This is a genomic window from Microbispora sp. NPDC046973 (genome assembly GCF_040644495.1).
Classification (GTDB): domain Bacteria; phylum Actinomycetota; class Actinomycetes; order Streptosporangiales; family Streptosporangiaceae; genus Microbispora.
This window is the reverse complement of the sequence record NZ_JBEYWQ010000017.1, coordinates 56886-74992: the sequence shown is the minus strand read 5'-3', so window position 1 is coordinate 74992 and position 18107 is coordinate 56886. Positions and strand designations below refer to the sequence as shown.

Sequence of the window (18107 nt, the reverse complement as noted above, 5' to 3'; positions counted from 1 at the left end):
TAGATGGTTGTATCGACTCATGGAGAGCCGTCACACTGGCCCCCGTGCCGGAAATGAAGCAACCGCCATGGTCGCTGCTCGTCAGTGAGGTCGGGCTTCGCTTCGAAGAATTGCGCGAGCGCCGCAACATGACGCAAGGCGATGTCGCCGAGCACCCAGTGCTACGCGAACGCGGCATAAGGATCGACAAGAGCGGACTGAGCAGGCTGGAGCGAGGTCGACGACGCCGGGTCTCGCGCGAGCTGGCCGAGGCCCTGTTGGACTGCTATCAGGCCGACGCCACCGAACGCTCCGAGATCCTGCAGCTTGTAAACGCGGATACGATGCCGACCGGCCGACCACGGCCTGCGCTGTGGCGGCGCAACGAGGCGCTGCTTGGCCCCATGCAGTTCGAAGGTTTTCTGAAGATGGAGCGTCGGGCCGCCGCACTCTTCAACTACGAGAGGACTCTCATTCCGGGGCTCCTCCAGACTCCGGACTACGCCCGGATGGTGATCGCTGGTATGCGTCCCGAACTGAGGCCCGCGGAGGTCAGAGCCCTCGTAGACGTTCGCATGGACCGGCAGCAGCAGATGTCGGACGGCGCACTCAAGGACTTCCGCGCTCTCATCGACGAGGGCGCGCTCCGCCCCATCGTCGGAGATCAGGCGGTGACTCAGACACAGCTGGAGCGACTGCTCGCCGAATCCGAGCGACCCCGAAACGCAATCCGGGTCCTGCCGGACTCGACCGGATGCCACCCCGGGATGGCGGGCCCCTTCGTGCTCATGCACTTCCCCGAAGCCGCCCGTGCCGTCAGGTGGGTGGAGACCATGGCCAGTTCGGTGTACTTCGACGACGAGGCGGACGTCGGGCGCTATACCCAGGTCTTCACCGATTTGTGGGAGCGGGCGCTCAGCCCCGACGATACACGTGCACTTCTCAAGGAAAAGATCAAGGAGCTACAGCAGTGACACCGCGCAAGCCGCACCCGTCTTCGTTCGACCTAACCAACGTCGAGTGGACGGTCTCCCGGCACAGCGGAGGTGGCGGAAACTGCGTGCGCGTTGCCGTCGTAGACCGCTACGTCCTGCTCGGCGACTCCCAGAATCCCGATCGTCAGCCCCATGTGTTCACGCCCGCCGAAGCCAAGGCGTGGCTGTTGGGGGCGAAAGAGGGAAACTTCGACTTCCTTCTCGATCTCTAGAGAGTCGTGCCGACGAGGTCGGTCATCGCGCACGGCATCCGGTGCATAAGTAACGATCACGCCGGAACCCCTTTCCGGCCCTCATCCAGAATTGGCCTCGCAGTCATAACCGGTGCTCCCGCCGTGATATCTGAATCTCAAGGACGCCGCAGGCTCGCACGAGCGTACGTGATGTTGTCACCTTCCCATCACTGTTCCGTCTGTCGAGAAGGTGACATGGTCGGATTTGCCGATCTTGGCATGACGAGCACGACGTTCATCGCGGCAGCGACTGATCATCGGAGGCGGCGTGCACAACCTCGAGGCACTTGGCAGGCACAAGACCGTCCTCGGAATGATTCATCTGCAGCCTCTGCCGGGGACACCGTTTCATCGCGGGGGCAGCTTCGAGCAGATACTCGACGACGCTGTCGCTTCGGCTCGTGCGCTGGACGAGGGCGGTGCGGACGGGTGTCTGATCCAGACTGTGGACCGTGTCTACAGCACCGGCGAGCAGTCCGATCCGGCGCGGATCGCGGCGATGAGCGTCATCACTCGCGCCGTCGCGCAGGTCACCCGTCCTGAGTTCCATGTCGGGGTGCAGCTCATGCGCAACGCGGTGCAGGCGTCGCTGGCTGTGGCGAAGGTAGCCGGCGGCTCCTTCGTACGCGCGGGCGCCTTGGTGGGCGCAACTTTAACGACGCACGGCATGGTCGAGGCCGATCCCCTGTCGGTGATGGAGTACCGCAAGAAGATTGACGCCTGGAACGTCGACATCATCGCCGAGGTGGAGTCGATGCACTACAGCTGGTTCGGCGGCGGCAAGACCGTCGGGCAGGTGGCGAAAGCTGCCCGGCAGGTCGGCGCGGACGCCGTCTCCCTGTGTCATGAGGATGAGGCGACCGCGCTGGAGATGATCGCCGCGGTCCGCGCCGCGACACCGGATCTGCCGATCATCCTGGCCGGCCACACCAACCATGACAACGCCGCTCGGCTGCTGAGCGCGGCGGACGGCGCCTTCGTCGGGACCTGCCTGGAGCGCGGCGGCTGGGGCGGGCTCATCGATGTCGGGAAGGTCAAAGCGTACGTAGAGATCGTGCGCGGGCTGCAGCCGTGAGGGCGGTGGCGCAGGCTGTGCCCCGCGATTGACGAGACGGAAGGCGGACCACCGTGCATCACCCCTATGCGCTGGAGGAGATGCTGGCTCAAGGCGACGCTCTGGCCGCAGACCTCCGCACTCTGATCGGCCCCACCGCCGAGCAGGTGGAGATGCTGCTGGCCGACCCCCGTTGGGTGACGGTGTCCCGCATCTACCTCACAGGGGACGGCGACTCCTTCCACGCCTCGCTCGCCTCGGAGTTGGCCTTCGAGTCGCTGACCGATGTCCCCTGTGACCCGTTGAGCGCGCTTCGGCTGCTTCGGTACGGCGCGGCTTGGGACCGTCCTCCTGCCCTTCCCAGAGGGACGGTCGTGATCGCCACATCGGCCTCGGGCCGTACTGAACGGGTCCTGCAAACACTGGAGCGGGTCCGCGAGCACGGAGCACTGACCCTGGCTATCACCACCACCCCCGGCAGCGCGATTACTCGTGCCGCCGATCATGCGCTCGTGCTGCCGCTGACCGGCGCCGAGCCGTCACCAGGGATTCGGACCTACCAGGCGAGCCTGCTGGGGATGGCCCTGACCGCGATCGGCCTGGGCCACCGTCGGGACCGGCACTCGGCGGCGAAAGCCGAGCAGTTGCGCAACGAGTTGCTCGCCGCAGCCGGCTCCATTGAAGCCACTGCGGCGGTGGCAAGGGAGCGATGCGAACAGCTCGCAGTGCGGATCGCCCACGCTCCTGTCATGATCATGCTCGGCAGCGGTCCTGGGTACGGCACCGCACAGTACGCCGCGGCGAAGGTCGTCGAGGCGGCCGGAGCGTTCGCCGCCGGTCAGGATCTGGAGGAATGGGAACACGTCGAGGCCCTGGCCCGCCCACGGGACATGCCCACCTTCGTGATCGCGCCTCCGGGCCGCAGCCACGACCGCGCACACGTGGTTCTCGACAGAGCCCGCTCCTTTGGCAGGACCGTCATCGCCGTAGCCGACACCGCCGATGACGAGCTGGCCAAGGCGGCTGACGAGGTACTGCCGGTACACGGCGAGGTACGCGAGGAATTCTCCCCGCTGCTGTACCACGTCTTCGCGGGATACCTTGCCTGCTTCGTGGCCAGGCGGCTGGGACGACTGCCCTTCGAGACCAATCGCCAGGCGTGATTTCGCGAGTTCGCCAACTGTGGCGGTTAGCCTCGGGCTTTCACGGCGAATTTGAGCGGGCTTGATCGTTTACATGAGAAAAGTGCCTTGAACGCGGAGGATCGGGCTTGTCGAAGGTCCTGTCCGCACCAGTTCAGAAGGCACTTTCCGAGTGAAGACTACCGCGCCCCGGCGCAAGATTATGGTGTCCGCTGACGGCTCAGGACTCGTCTCGCGGGCCGATGGGCTGTTACTGAAGGAGACGTTGCGGATCACCGGGCTGGATGCGGCGCTGTTAGCGCAGTTGGAGCGGTGGCGTCCGTCCCGGGCCGTGCACGATCCCGGCAAGATCATCACCGATCTGGCCCTCACCCTGGCACTGGGCGTAAACTGCCTGGCCGACATCGCGATGCTCCGCGCCCAGCCGGAGCTGTTTGGCCCGACAGCCTCCGATCCGACCGTGTCCCGGCTGATCGACCGCCTGGCCGCCGACCCCGGCCGCGCGCTGAAGGCGATCCGCGTGGCCTCGTGCCGCCGCCCGGCAGCGGGCCTGGAAGCTGGCCGGCACCCACGCCCCCGGCGCCGACGGGGAGCTGATTGCCATCGACATCGACGCGACCATCGTCATCGCCCACTCCGACAAGCAACAGGCCGCGCCGACCTGGAAGAAGACTTTCGGGTTCCACCCGATGACGGTCTTCGCCGACCACAGCCTCGCAGGGGGCGGGGAACCGCTGGCCCTGCTGCTGCGGCCCGGCAACGCCGGGTCCAACACCGCCACCGACCACATCACCGCAACCCGCATGGCCTTGGCTCAGCTGCCTTTGCACCGCCGGCGTCAGGTGCTGATCCGCACTGACTCCGGCGGCGGCACCCGCGAGTTCCTGTCCTGGCTGTCCCGGCCCGGGCGGCGGCTGTCGTACTCGATCGGATTCACCCTCACCGAGGAGATCCAGGCCGCGATCGGAGCTCTGCCCGCCCAGGCGTGGACGCCCGCCTACGACGCCGAGGGCCAGGTACGCCCGGGTGCGTGGGTCGCCGAGCTGACCGGCATGGTGAAGCTGGACGGCTGGCCGAAGGGGATGCGCCTGCTCGTACGCAAAGAGCGCCCGCACCCGGGTGCGCAGTTGCGCTTCACTGACATCGACGGGCACCGCTTCACGTGCTTCGTCACCGACACCAAGCGGGGTCAGCTCGCCGACCTGGAGCTACGCCACCGCCGCCGCGCCCGCTGCGAAGACCGCATCCGCGCCGCCAAGGACACCGGATTGCGCAACCTGCCGCTGCACGACTTCACCCAGAACCAGATCTGGACGGAGATCGTCGCCCTGGCCTGCGAACTCATCGCCTGGATGCAGATGCTCGCCCTCGACGGACCGGCCCGCCGGTATGAGCCCAAACGGCTGCGGCTGCGGCTGCGCCTGTTCGCCGTCGCCGCCCGCCTGGTCCGCGGCGGACGACGACTACGGCTGCGCCTGGCCGCGTCCTGGCCCTGGGCCGGCTAGCTGGTCACCGCCATCACCCGGCTGCAAGCGCTCCCGACACCGACCTGACTAGCACCAACCCGCTCCGACAACCAGGAAGAACACCCCGCGGGCCCGTGGAACCCCGCCCCACCCGGCGCGACAGCCGGGCCACCAGGCTGACCACGGCCGCGATTTCACACTCCAGCCGAACCACTCAGCCACCGGATGGGCGCGAAAGATCGAGGCTAGATTTCCAGCCCCTCCTTTCCCTCATAGCGGAGGAGTGGGTTCAGGAACTCTGCGGACCTCTAGATACAGTCAATTCACGACTAAGACTCGAACCGAGGTGATCGACTATCCCAGCACCGGGCTCTCCCGGATATGGAAGAGATGAAAGAAACGAGGCAGATATCACACCTTGAGTATATTCATCGAGGATACCAAAGGAGTCCTCTAGAAATTCTAGCGCCGCTCGCCAGTCTAGACGAGTCGAGCGCTCTCCTTGATAAGCCGAGACGATAGCCTGCATAAAATCCCAGAACAGAATATGCGGAAGCATCTCTCCATTGTCCCGAAGATGCTCGGCGCGCACTTCACCCAACTCGGGGACTCTTGAGACTAGCTCGTCGACGAGCCATTCCGCTGAGCGAGTCATCCCGTACCGTCCATATATCGACCCCTGAGAGCGTCCTGCAACGAAGCCCGCAACGTTCTAGCAACAAGCATGTCATGCTCACTGGCCCCCGGGTTCCTGTCCATCCAGTTTTCCAAGGCCCGGATCGCTTCCCTTGCCTTCTGAATGTGGCCACGCCCCTGGACCAAGGCCCCACCTCGAAGCTCATGTTGCGCAGCGCTCATAGTAGTTCCGTCGCCAATTAGATTGGGATTTCCAGTTCCCTTGTAGAGGTAGTTGACAAGGTTCTGGAGTTTTCTATCCGACACCTTGGGTGTCGGCAGGACACCACACGCCCCATTTGAATTATGCACCAAGATGGGAGTGACACCTGCGAGCACATAGTACGTGTGGAGGTCAACGACAGTCAGGTCGTATACAACGGGATGTCCTCGACCTGGGCTTACGCTGATGACGCGCAGGGTTCGCCCGTCCGGCAATCGGAGGCGGTCGGCGCTGGTCAGTTCGTCGGCGCGGACCCAGGCGTGGTGGGCCGAGTCCCAGAACAGATGATGTTCGGTGGCGGTGATGGTGCTGGCGGCGCGTCCGTGATTGCCGTCGGTGTCGACGGTTATCTGGACCAAATTGACGTAGTTGTTGCCGGAGAAAGCGGCGGCGACCGTCTTAGCCGTGGTCTTCCCGGTAGCGGGGTCTGTCGCGAGAACACTATCTCCGGCCTTGATGCTCTCGATGGGTCTACTGCTGCCGTCAGCGAGCATGACCTCGGTCCCAGCGACGAAGCTGTTAAGCTTACACGTCTTCTTCACTAACTGGTAGGCGTCTTCGGCCTTCTTCAGCGCAGATTTTGCGTTCAGCCAGCTCTTGACAGCCTCAATGCCTCGCTTTACAAGACCCGCAAGTCTTTCACCCAGCTCATAGGCTTTCTTCCATTTCCAGGGAAGGCCGTACTTGGTGGCAATTTTTCCTGCTATGCCGCCAGCCAGACTGGACAGGATGTTGAGGGCGGTGTTGGAGCATGCGGAGATGTCGCCCTTTAGGACGCAATTAATTCCGTCTGTGATCCCGAGTTCATCGGCGGCAATCTTAGCCAGTTCCTTGATGATGCCGACGATGCTATCCCAGGCGTCGCCTTCCGCTTTCGCTGCTTTGTTTTTCTCCAGCTCTGCACATTTGACGGCGCCGTACTGCTTGATGCATTTTTGTGCATCGCACTGGGCTGCTGTCGTGCAGCTGTCGAAGGAGGCTCCTCCAGCGCCAATGCTCAGTCCGGTGGGATCCGACAGGCCGATCGGGTTATTGCCCGCGTAACTATAGGGGTTGGCCCATTGTGCCTTGCGGAAATCGAGGAGAGGGTCGGTGGACGTGAACTTAGCGATAGTGGGGTCGTAGTAGCGGGCAGATAGGTAGTCCAATCCAGTGGATTCGTCTTCGACCTTGCCGAGGAAGCCGTGGTCGGTGAAGGGCAGGTCGTCGGCGCCGCGGCGCTGCCCGAAGGGCAGGTAGCGCTCGCGGGACACCTTGCCGGTGGTGTCGTTCACGGCGAGCTGGGTGGAGCCGTGCAGGCCGGACATGAGCCAGGTGACGCCGTCGCCACCGGTGCGCATGGCGACGGTGGCGCCGTCGGGGGTGGTGTAGTAGCGCTTGCCGGTGATGGCGCTGCCGTTGATCTCGATCTCCATGGAGCCGAGGTACAAGGTGGCCTTACCGCCGGGGTCACGGCGGATGAGGCGCTCCCCGTCGGCGTCGTACACCATGGTGGTGTCCTGGCCGTCGATGGTGGCCTTCTCCAACTGACCGAGCTCGTTCCAGGAGAAGGCGCCGGCCTTACCGCCGACGGTGCGGGAGGTGAGCTGGCCCGCGTTGTCGTAGGCGTAGGTGTCGGTGCCGCCGGGCCTGGCGATGGAGGTGACCGCGTTCGGCCGGACCGCATCGGTCCCGGACTGGGGATAGTCGTAGATTGCGGCCTGACCGTTGGAGGTCAGGCTGGTGAGGTTACCCACACCGTCGTAGGCGAAGGACTGGGCGTAGGGGTCGATGCCCTGGTTGTCGGCGGCGGCCGTACTGGTGCCGCAGGCGGACGCGGTCGTGGTCCACGCCTGGGACAGGCGGTGAAGGCCGTCGTAGGTGAAGCACTCGTACTGGCCGGCGCTGCCGCCGCTGGCCGCAGCAGCGTCGAGGATCTTGGTGATCTCACCGGAGAGGTCGTAGTCGTACCGGTCGTCCTGCGCCGTCACGGGACCGCTGGTGTCGGCCTTGGTCGTCGTGGTGACGTTCTTGACCCACCCGGTGGCCGGGTCCCACTCCAGGTGCCGCTTGATCTTCCCGCCCGTCCCGTAAGCGCGATCGGTCAAGCGTGCGGTGCCGGAGTAGGTGGTGGAGTCGACGTAGGTGAACCCACCGCCCAAGCCGCTGGTCATCCGGGAGAAGAGGTCCAGGTCGGTATAGGTGGAGGTGAGAGTCTCAGCAGGGAGGCCGCCGCCGGCGGGCATGGTGTAGGTGGCCACCTCCCCGGTGGTGGTGTAGGTGGTGGCGAAGGTGTAGGTGCCGGCCAGCAGCCCTTCGGAGGAGGGGATGGTCAGCGTGGAGCCGGTGGGGCGGCCCATCTCGTCGTAGCCGGTGATCGTGTCCACGTAGGCGTTGCCGCCGGCGTACCGGGTCGCCGACGTCAGCTTCCCCTTACCGTTAGTGGCCGTGTCATAGACCCATTCGGCCAGCTTGGCCCCGCTGTCGCGCTCCCCTGCCCATTGGGCAGTCTGCCGGCCGATGTCGTCGTAGGAGTAGGAGACCTTCTGGCCCTTGCCATTGGTCGACCACAGCAGGTTGCCGGCATCGTCGTAGGCCTGCTGGGAATCACCCGCGTCGGGGTCGTGCACCCCGATGCGACGGCCGAGCAGGTTATAGGTGAAGGTGCGGACGTTGCCGTTGGCGTCGGTCTGCCTGACCATCTGTCCTTCGCGGTCGTACTCGAAGGTGGTGTCGTAGTGGTTCGGCACGCTGACAGTGACCGACTGCCAGGCCGTCCAGTCCGAGGCGATGCCGTTCTTAACGGCGCGAGCGTGCCAGCGAACCTTCCATCCATTACTGAGAGTGCCGGCAGGGACGGTGACGGTGGCGTCGTTGCCGGAGGTCACCCCGTTGACCGAAGTGGTCCAGATCTGGCCGGTGCCATGAGCGGTGTCGGCGGGGTCGTGTTCGACTTCGAACTCGGCGCCGAGCTGCCCGCCCTGCGCCGAGCTGACGGTGGCCAGCAGGGCGGGAGTCAACGTGGTCGTCGTGCCGTTACTGCCGGGGCGGGTACGGGGGTTGTCGACGACCGGGATGAGCGAGCCGTCGGTCACGGTCAGCTGCTGCCAGTCCGACCAGGCAGAGGTACCGCCGCTGGTGACGACGCGGGCGCGCCAGCGCACCACCCACCCGTCGGACAGCTTGCCGTCGGGGACGGTCACGGACGCCTGCGTGCCGGAGATTACGTCGTCGACCGCGGTGGTCCAGATCTGGCCCGTGCCCTGGTCCTCGGGGGCGGCGGGGTCGTGCTCCAGCTCGAACTCGGCCCGTACCTTCCCGCCTGCGGGGTCGGTGACCTGGGCGAGCAGTTGCGGGGTCAGCGACGAGCTGATCGTCTTGCCGTCCACGACCTCGGACGGGGTGACCTGCAGGGTGCCCAGCACGGGGTCGGGCTGGTCGACGCGGACGGTCTGCCAGTCCGACCACGTGGAGGCGGCCTCGCCGGCGACGGCGCGGGCGCGCCAGCGCACCAGCCACCCCTCACTCAGCGTGTCAGCGGGGACGGTGACCGTCGCCTGGGTGCCGGCGGGAACGTCGTCAACGCCGGTGGTCCAGATCTGGCCGGTGCCGTGCTCGGTGTCGGCGGGGTCGTGCTCCAGCTCGAACTCCGCCCGCATCGTGCCGCCGGCGGGGTTGGTGACCTGGGCGAGCAGTTGTGGAGTCAGCGACGAGGTCACGGTGGTGCCGTCGATGACCTGGGAGGGAGCGACCTGTAGCGCCGTCACCGCCGGCTCAGATGGGACATTGCCGATGTCGACGGTGGCGGTCTGCCAGTCTGACCAGGCGGAGGTCACCTGGGTGGCGGTGTTGAGCGCGCGGACACGCCAGCGGATTCCCCACGCGTTGTTCAGTTTCCCGGCGGGGACGGTAACCGACGCCTGGGTGCCGGAGGCGATGTTGTCGACCGCGGTGGCCCAGATCTGGCCGGTGCCGTGCTGGGTGTCGGCGGGGTCGTGTTCGAGTTCGAACTCCGCGCGCAGCGGCTGCCCGTAGGCGTCGGTGACGGTGGCCAGCAGCTGCGGCGTTAGCGACGACACCACTGTGTGCCCGTCGGTCGTCTGGGCGGGGGTGATCTGCAGCTGGGAGATGGCGGCGGCGGGGACCTTCACCGTCAGCGCCTGCCAGCCCGACCATGCGGAGGTGTTGGAGCCGGCGGCGACCGCGCGGGCGCGCCAGCGGACCTTCCACCCGTCGCCAAGCTTGCCTGCGGGGACGCTGAGGGTGGCCTGGGTGCCGGAGGCGACATTGTCGACCACCGGGTCCTGCGCCGCGCTGATGGTGGCAGCCTGCCAGGCCGACCAGGCCGAGGAGGTAGAGGTGCCGGTGTTGGTGGCGCGGGCCCGCCAGCGGATGTGCCACCCGGCGGTCAGCTTCCCGGCCGGGACCACTGCGGGGGCGTCATTGCCGGAGGTGACGCCTGCGGAGCTGCCCGCCCAGATCTGACCGGTACCTTCGCCGGTGTAGGCCGGGTCGTGTTCGATCTCGTAGTCGGCCCGCAGATTCCCCCCGGCGGAGTCGGAGACGGTGGCGTGCAGGGTCGGCGTCAGCGACGACACCGCGCCCCCGGCCGACGGGGTGATCGACAGGTTGCCGACCGTGGGGGAAGACGGCAGCGTGTAGGTGACGGTCAGCTCCGGTGCCTGAGCCTCGCCAGGGTAAGTGATGGCACCTTCGGAGGAGTCGTAGACGCGCCAGTCCTCATCCGCGCTCTCGTCCGCAGCTCGCATCTGCAGGCCGTATCGGAGCTGACCGGCGGCCCAGTCCTGGGCGATGCCGGTGACATCCCACGCCACGGTGATGCCGCCCATGCCGTTGTCGGGACAATTTCTATAGTCGTACGCGTCCTGGCGGGCTACCGCGTCCTCGCTGGTTGCATACGGCTGGCTGTTCCAGGTGACGGTGTAGGGGTCCCAGGCGGAGGTCACCCTCCTGACCTGAATGCCAGAGCCGAACGGCACGCACTGAGGGGCGCCATAGTTGTTCAGCGACAGTTGTGCCTGCGCCACCGTCGCGCCGGTGAGGAATGAGGTGTCAAAGTTGAGGTAGCCGCGGGTGACGTCGCCGCCGTCAACGCCGATATCGAGGTAAGTGTCATCCGCGTGGGTGTCGCCGACGCTGTCCCAGTTAGCGACGTAGGTGTCGGCCTGCGGTGAGAAATCCACTGTCGGGTCGACGGTCACCGGGTAGGTGAGCGTGGGGTCGGCCAGGAACGCCGCGTCCGGGGTCAGCTCCAGCACCTGGTGATCACCTTCACCGGTGAGGCGGGTGGCGATACGGCCCATACGACGGTGCCGGCCCGTGGCCCCCTTGGTTCTGGCGTCCGCCTTCGCATTCGCGTTGGTCCCGGCCTGGGCGCCCCCCGCCTTCCTCTCTCCACGGTCGGACACGGGGTACATGACCGGCTGGGCCACCGGGGCGACCAGCTTGCCCGCGCTGTCGGTCAGCGTGAGCCGGCCCTGGCCGTCCTGCTGCAGCTTCCATCCGGTGGTCTTCACGTTGATGCGGTAGTTGAGCTGGGCCGTGGGGCGCTCACGCAACTCGATGTCGTGGCGGACACCGCCGGGTAGCACCGTCACCACCAGATCGGCGCCCGGACCGGCCGCATCGGCATAACGGGCCTTGTTCCGCTCGACCGTCGGCTTGGGCAACGGGGTCGGCCAGCTCAGCTCAATGGAGTTGCCCGCCTGGTCGGCCACAGTGGCGAACGGCCCGTCACCACCATTCGACACCTTCACCACGGGTCCGGCCTTCGGCACCAGGACGCCGTCCTTATCCACCAAGCTGGTGTCGATCGGCACCCACGCACCGTCCCGCTTGACCCTGGCCGGACGGGTGCTGACCGTCGTGGTGAACGTCTTGCCATCCGGGTTGGCCACCGTCGAACTCGTCGCCGAGGTCAACCCCGCCACCTCGACCGGCTTACCCGACCGCTTCGCCTCAACCGACGCGCTACCACGCGCGTCCTGCACCTGCGATGCCGGCGCATCCGCGGTCGGTGCTTTCGAGGCTGGTGCGTTCGCGGCGGGGGCGGCACCAGCCGCCGCGGACTTGGCCGTCCCTGTCTGCGTGTTGCCGATGGTCCAGATGCTGCCGGTGCCGTGGGCGGTGTCGGCCGGGTCGTGCTCCAGCTCGAACTCCACTCGCGACGCCCCCGCGTCGGGTGTGGTTACCCGGGCGGCCAGCGCGGGAGTGAGGGTGGAGGTAACAGTCTCCCCCGACAGCACCTGCGACGGAGTGACCTGGAACTGGTCCACCAGCGGGTCCGGCACGTTCACGGTCGTGGTTTGCCAGGCCGACCAGGCCGAAGAGACGGAGGCGCCGGTGTTGGTGGCCCGGGCCCGCCACCGGATGTGCCACCCGTCGGTGAGTTTCCCGGCCGGGACGGTGGCGGGGGCATCGTTGCCGGAGGTGACGGTGGCCGAGCTGCCCGCCCAGATCTGACCGGTGCCTTCCGCGGTGTAGGCGGGGTCGTGCTCGATTTCGTAGTCGGCCCGCAGGTTTCCCCCGGCGGGGTCGGAGACGGTTGCGTGCAGGGTCGGTGTCAGCGACGACACCGCGGACCCGGTGACCGGGGTGATCGACAGCTTGGAGGCCGCGGGGGCCGAGGGCAGGGTGTAGGTGACACTCAACGTGGGAGGGTCGCCGTAGCCGGCCTCGGACGATGCGAACCCGACCTCATAGTCGGCGGCGTTGCTCTCATCAGTTCCGCGCAGTTCGATGCCGTAGTTCGCGGTCCCCGACGCCCACGCCTGCGCCATCGAGGTGACCTTCCATGACATGGACCGGTCGCCGGAACAGCCACCGGTCTCCGACGCCGTGGCCTGGCCGCTGGTGGTCGTGGTGGGCTTGTTCGTCCACAGGACGGTGCTGGGGTTCCAGCTGGAGGTCACCCGCGCCGCGACGATGCCACCGGTGGGGCATTCGAAGGAATCGACCCACATCTGATAGGCGCTGAGCGTGGCGCTTGACACGGTCGCGCCCGCCAAGGAGCTGGTGTCGAACTTCAGATAGGAACGCGCGACTTCGACACCGACGAAGTTGAAGACCGCACCGGCGGCGAGCTCGGAGTCTCCCGCGTGAGTACTGCTCTCGCCCTTGATGACGTAGGTGTCGCTGCTCAGCGGAAGCGTGGTCGTGGGATCGATCGTCACCGGATAGGTGGTGGCCGGGTCAGCCAGGAAACCGGGGTCGGGCTGAAGCACCAGCACTTGGTGGCCCTGCTCCTGCACGACACTGGTGGTGATCTTCCCACGCTTTCGCGGGCGCCGCTTACCCTTCGCGTCCGCGCCGGCATCGGGCGTGGATGACGCCCACATGACCGGCGTGGGGGCCGCCGCGACGACCGTGCCACCCTTGTCGCTCAGGGTCAGGCCACCAGTCTCAGCGGTCTTCAGGGTCAAGCCGGATGTCTCGACAGGCAGCCGGTATTCCACCGGACCGGACGGCCTGCGCCGCAGCACGACATCGTGCCGGAACCCAGTCGCCAGCGCGGTCACCACGAGATCGGCCCCCGGCCCTGCCGCATCGGCGTAGGTCGCCGTGTTCCCCTTCACCTGGGGGCGGGGCAGCGCGCTCGGCCACGACAAGGCGAAGACCGTGCCGTCCTGCCGTGTCATCTTGGCGAACACGCCCGTCCCTCCGGTGGAGAACTCCACCTGAGCGGCCGCGGCCTTCGGCCGCAGGAGCCCGTCCTCGACGAGCGAGGTGTCGATCGGCACCCAGGACTGCCCCTGCTTCACCCGGGAGGGGCCGGCGGTGAACTCGGCGGTAAAGGTCTTTCCATCCGGGTTGGCATACACCACCGAGGAATCGGTCGTCGCCGCCTCGACCTGCACCCGCTTGCCCTGCTTGACCGCGGCCTTGAGCGCCGCATCGGCAGCCGCCCCGACCTCAGGCTGCGCGACACCCGCCCCGGAAGAGGCAGCGGACGAAGACGGCTGTGCGGGCGCGGCCTGCGACGTGGCCGAGGCAGTCGCGGCAGAGGAGTTGGACGAAGAACCCGGCGGCACCGGCCCTGCCACAGCTGCCGCCTGCTGACCGCTGCCCCCGCCGCTCAGCCATTCTTCGATCTTGGTGACCTGGTCGGCGGCGTCGGTGTAGTACACGGTCTTGCCGCCCACCGGCGGAATCACCTCGTACTTGTCCGCGCCCAGGTAGTTGGTGGTCGTACGGCGGAACTCTTTCTCGCCGCTCGTGTCGGCCGTCATGTCCACCTGGGCGGTGATTCGGCCGAGCCGGTCGTACTCCTGCTTGGACCATTGCGGAACCTTGCTCCATGCGGGGTTCAGCAGGCCCGATCCGGGTGCGTTCACGTTGTACACCGGAGCGGAGGTCCGCTCGGTCAGGCCGCGCTCGTTGTAGGTGGTGACCTGAACGATGCGGCCGCCTGTCGGCGAGGCGGTTTGCACCTCACGCTCGCGGCCGAAGCCGTCGCTGTAGGTGTAGGTGGAGGTGTACGTGGGGGTTCTGGTGCCGGCGCCGGACTGCAGGTGGGAGACCATGGTCCGGGATGGCTGGCTGGCGGTGACGGTGTAGGCGACCTTCGCCGCGGGGGGATTGTCGCTGAGGTCGGTGTCATCGCGAGCGGGCTTGGGCGCGTCGGGGGTCCACAGCTGCAGCGTGCGGCCTAGGACGTCGTAGTCGATGTTGACGTTGTTGTTGTTGGCATCGCGCATGCCGACCGGCTGACCGTTGTATCGGGAGGACCAGGTGGTCACCGTGTGCTCGAGCGGGTTCTTGACCGTCACGCCGTCATTCGGCCAGCCCACGGCGGGGTTGTAAGTGGTGGTGGTCGTCTTCTGGCGTGGGTCGGTCGTCGTGAGCGGCCGGCCATAGTTGTCGAAGGTCGACTTGGACGTGGCGTAGTCGGTGTTGGTGCGGTATGCGCGGGTCTCGGTCACATTCCCATGGGTGGGGACGTTCGCGGACGGATCGCTCGCTCCGTCGTAAAGGTAGACCGTACGGCTCAGCAGTTCACCGGTGGTGCAGTCGTCACCGGCATGCTTCTCCTCCGAGGCGTGGTAGTTGAGCATCCACGCTGTGGTGTTCCGGGCATAGGTGATTTTGGTGCAGGTGTTGTCAGACGCGGTGCTGGTGTCGCCGTAGTCGTTGACCGTGTCCGGCAACCCGTCGGAGTTGTAGGTGGTCTTGGTGTCGGTGTAGCGCCACCCGGTGGTGGCCTTCTCACGGGTCACCTTCCGCGTCTGGTCCACACGGAAGGGGTCACGCGTGCCCGGGCCGGTGCCGGTGCCGGTGACCTTGTACTCATACCGCGTGGAGGAGTTCTCCCCGTTGCTGTCGCGGGCCTGTTCCTGCAGGGTGCGCCCGTTCAGCTCGATGCGATCCGGGTAGCTGTTGCCGTCGAAGTCGGTGACGGATCGTCCGGACATGCCGCGGAAGAACTTCGCCGAGGTCGTGCTGACCCCTGATGAGCCGGAGCCGCCGCCGACGGTGGTGGTCACCTGACCGTAACCGCGCCACTCGGTGTAGTCATCGCGCATGAACGGATCGCGCACGGCCAAGGGGTTATCCGGGATCGCCCAGCCCGGATCGTCTTCGTAGGAGTAGCTGGTCACCTTGCTGGGTGAGCCGCCCACCATGTCGATGTCGGTGACCGACTTCACCAGCCACTTGGCGTAGACCTCGCCGTAGTAGTACTTCGTGTCGTTGACGTAGTCGTAGCGGGTGGTGATGAAGTAGCAGTCGTAGCCGGAGTCGTCCCAGATGTCGGTCGGGGGATACTGCGCCATTTCCGGGCAGGGGTTCTCCTGGCCGTACTCCACCTCGCTGCGGCCGCCCAGCCCGTTGTTCACCCCGTTGATGCGGGGGAACTGCACCGGGTCCAGCTCGATGCTGACGGCATTGTTCCGGAAGGTCGCCTCGAACGTGGTCGGCGGTAGGGCGATCTGCGTTCCGTTGCCGCCGGCCAGGCCGACCTGCTGAATGGAGTCCAGCCACAAGATGGGGTACTGGTCCCCGTTCCAGCCACCGCCGTCCAGCCACTGGTAGGACAGGTCCCACCGGGTGACGTCCTCCCAGTTGGAGGTACCCGGGATCACGGTCTGGGTGGTGATCGAAGTCAGCTTCCGGCTGGTGTAGAACCGCGGCCCCGTGCCGAACCAACAGTCCGAATAGTCGCCGTCCTCACAGAATTCCGGCTCGTCGGTGACGCCGCTGGAGGCCCGATCGGAGGTGGTGAATATGATCCGCGCGGTCGGGCTCGGGTCGACGTTGATGTTGCCGCCGTAGCTCACCGCGGACACGTTGACGGCCCTGTCGTACTGCGCGCATGGATTGTTGAAGTCGCCCAGCGCCACCGTGCAGTATTCGTCATCCTCCTTGTCGTAGGAGTAGTCGAACACGTTGCCGTTCGGGTCGACCTCCTGGTCCAGCATCCAGCGCCAGGGCTTTTCACAGAGCTGCTCAACCTCGGACTCGCCGCTGCCGGGCTCGGGGTAGTACTGATGACACGGCTCGCCGTCGTCGTCGCCGATGAACGCCATCGCCAGCGAGGAGTCGGTGTTGTAGCCGAACCGGTAGACCGTGCCGTCCTGGGTGGTGATCCGCCACCACGACTGCGAGGACATCGGCTCGATCTTCCAGCCGTAGTCCTCGACGGTGCGCCACTTACCGGAGGTGTCCTTGACGATGTCGGTGGAGTGGCCGTCCAGCGACAAGGTCAGCTTGGAGGAGGTCGGATCCCCGTACGGCGACTCCCAGCACTTGTCCGGCCAGCCCACCTGGGCGGTGTTGTAGCCCATCCGGCCCGACTTCGCATACCCCGAACAGGACACGAACGACCGCTCGATGAATCCGGTGTTCAAGTCCCAGCCCATCCCGACCAGGCCGGACTGGTTGTTGGTCTGCGAGGTCAGCGAATCCACCGCCGCCGAGGAGTACTGCAACGCCAGCTTCGGGGCGTCGCCGGACGGGGCGGGCGGGGCGGTGATCGGGTAACTGTAGGTGAACGCCCCACCCGACTGGCCCGCCTGCCACGTCCCCGACGGCTTCAACGGCGACGCCGAGAAATCACCCACCAGCGACCCCTCCGCCGTCGCCGCAGCAGAGGCCGCCACCGCGTAGACGAACCCATCGGTGGAGTCCGCAGCGGTGTCACCGGCGGCAGCGGCCCCGGCCGAGGCGTTCGCCGCAGGCGTGGCCTGCGCCCCACCGGCTGCGGCGCTGCCGGGGCCGGTGGGGGCGCCGCCTGCTGCCGGGGCGACCTCGACCTCGGCCGTTAGATGACTGGTCTTCACGTCGTTGACCACGGGCAGCACCCGCTGCTGTGCCGACCGCTGCTTTGCGCACTCGGCCGTCAGCGGCTGGGCCAGCACACACGCCGGCAGCCGCACCAGTGTCAACCGGGAGGCGAACCCGCCCCCGCCCGCACCGCGGAAGGAGGAGTAGTCCACTGTGACCTTGGCCGCCGCCGGGCTCGTGCCGCCGTCGGCCCGAGTCAGCTGCAGCACCATGCCGACACCGCCGACCTTTCGGGCCACGGTGTTGTCGAACGTCTGCACCGTCACCGACGCCGGAGACTCCATCACCGGCTCCTGCGACGCCTCCGCCTTCGGCGACTTCTCATCCCGCCCGGACGCCGACTTCTTGCTCGTGGGCGAGGGCGCGGGGGAGGGCGACACGCTCGGCGATGAACTCGGCGTGGCCCCGGCCGCATCAGCGGCGGCCACCGCCACCGGCAACCCCGGTACGGCCACAGCCTTGCCCGCCACCACGTCCACCCGCGCCGACCCGCTCTTCGGCCACACCGGCGCCGGTGGCTTCTTTGCCTGGTGCGACGCCTCCTCGGCCTTCACATGAGGAGTGGGCGCCACGACCGGCCGACTCTCGACACTTCGCTCCTGCTGCGTCCGCGTCTCGGTCGCGGCGCTCGCCGCGGTGACCAACCCGTCCGGCACGCCGATCCCGGCGACGAACACACCGAGAGCGACCACCGCCCCGACCCACGCCCGCGAAAAACGGCCGTGGACCATGCTGGGCAGCAGTTTCCGGGCACGCGAAATCGGCACGCCGAACCCCTCCGCACGCAATGCGAAGCGCGCGGCACGGCACGGCCGCTCGCCTCCATAAAGCTGAAATAAAGAGACCAAACGGGATCATGCGTTCCTGACAACCACAGGTCAAGAGCTACTTCGCATATGGATGATCACATGCCGTGATCTATACAACGACCCTCGAACCCGTTCTTAACTCCCCATCAGGCACGTTCCAATATGAAGGGAGGCGGCGAACCGCAGCTATGTGCTCTAGATCACATCTCAACGCCTTAGGGCATAATTAGGGAGCAGTGGCAGGCACAGCC

General features: G+C 66.6%; 5 protein-coding genes and 1 pseudogene. 5 read left to right on the top strand and 1 reads right to left on the bottom strand.

Going from position 1 to position 18107, the window contains the following annotated elements; translation table 11 throughout:
* The first annotated feature begins 53 nt into the window (after nt 1-53).
* The 5 genes and pseudogenes from ABZ860_RS27695 to ABZ860_RS27675 all read left to right on the top strand — a co-directional run bounded on the left by ABZ860_RS27695 (nt 54) and on the right by ABZ860_RS27675 (nt 4908).
* A complete protein-coding gene (locus tag ABZ860_RS27695; RefSeq protein ID WP_357225615.1) occupies nt 54-953 on the top strand; it encodes a DUF5753 domain-containing protein in 900 nt (299 codons plus the stop codon).
* Entirely contained in the window at nt 950-1186 is a 237-nt protein-coding gene (locus tag ABZ860_RS27690; RefSeq protein WP_357225402.1) for a DUF397 domain-containing protein, read from the top strand. Before ABZ860_RS27695 ends, ABZ860_RS27690 begins: the two co-directional genes overlap by 4 nt.
* A 289-nt stretch (nt 1187-1475) precedes the next feature.
* On the top strand, nt 1476-2282 hold the full coding sequence (locus ABZ860_RS27685; protein WP_357225400.1) for a BtpA/SgcQ family protein: 807 nt from the start codon (nt 1476-1478) through the stop codon (nt 2280-2282).
* A gap of 53 nt (nt 2283-2335) precedes the next feature.
* Complete coding sequence (locus ABZ860_RS27680) at nt 2336-3424, top strand: SIS domain-containing protein (protein ID WP_357225398.1); 1089 nt, start codon at nt 2336-2338, stop codon at nt 3422-3424.
* 181 nt (nt 3425-3605) lie between these two features.
* Nucleotides 3606-4908, top strand: a pseudogene (locus ABZ860_RS27675) (IS1380 family transposase).
* 612 nt (nt 4909-5520) lie between these two features.
* Here the strand turns inward: ABZ860_RS27675 and ABZ860_RS27670 are convergent.
* Nucleotides 5521-17814 (bottom strand): DNRLRE domain-containing protein, encoded by a 12294-nt coding sequence (locus tag ABZ860_RS27670; protein WP_357225395.1) that lies wholly within the window; start codon nt 17812-17814, stop codon nt 5521-5523.
* Between the last annotated feature and the right edge of the window lie 293 nt (nt 17815-18107).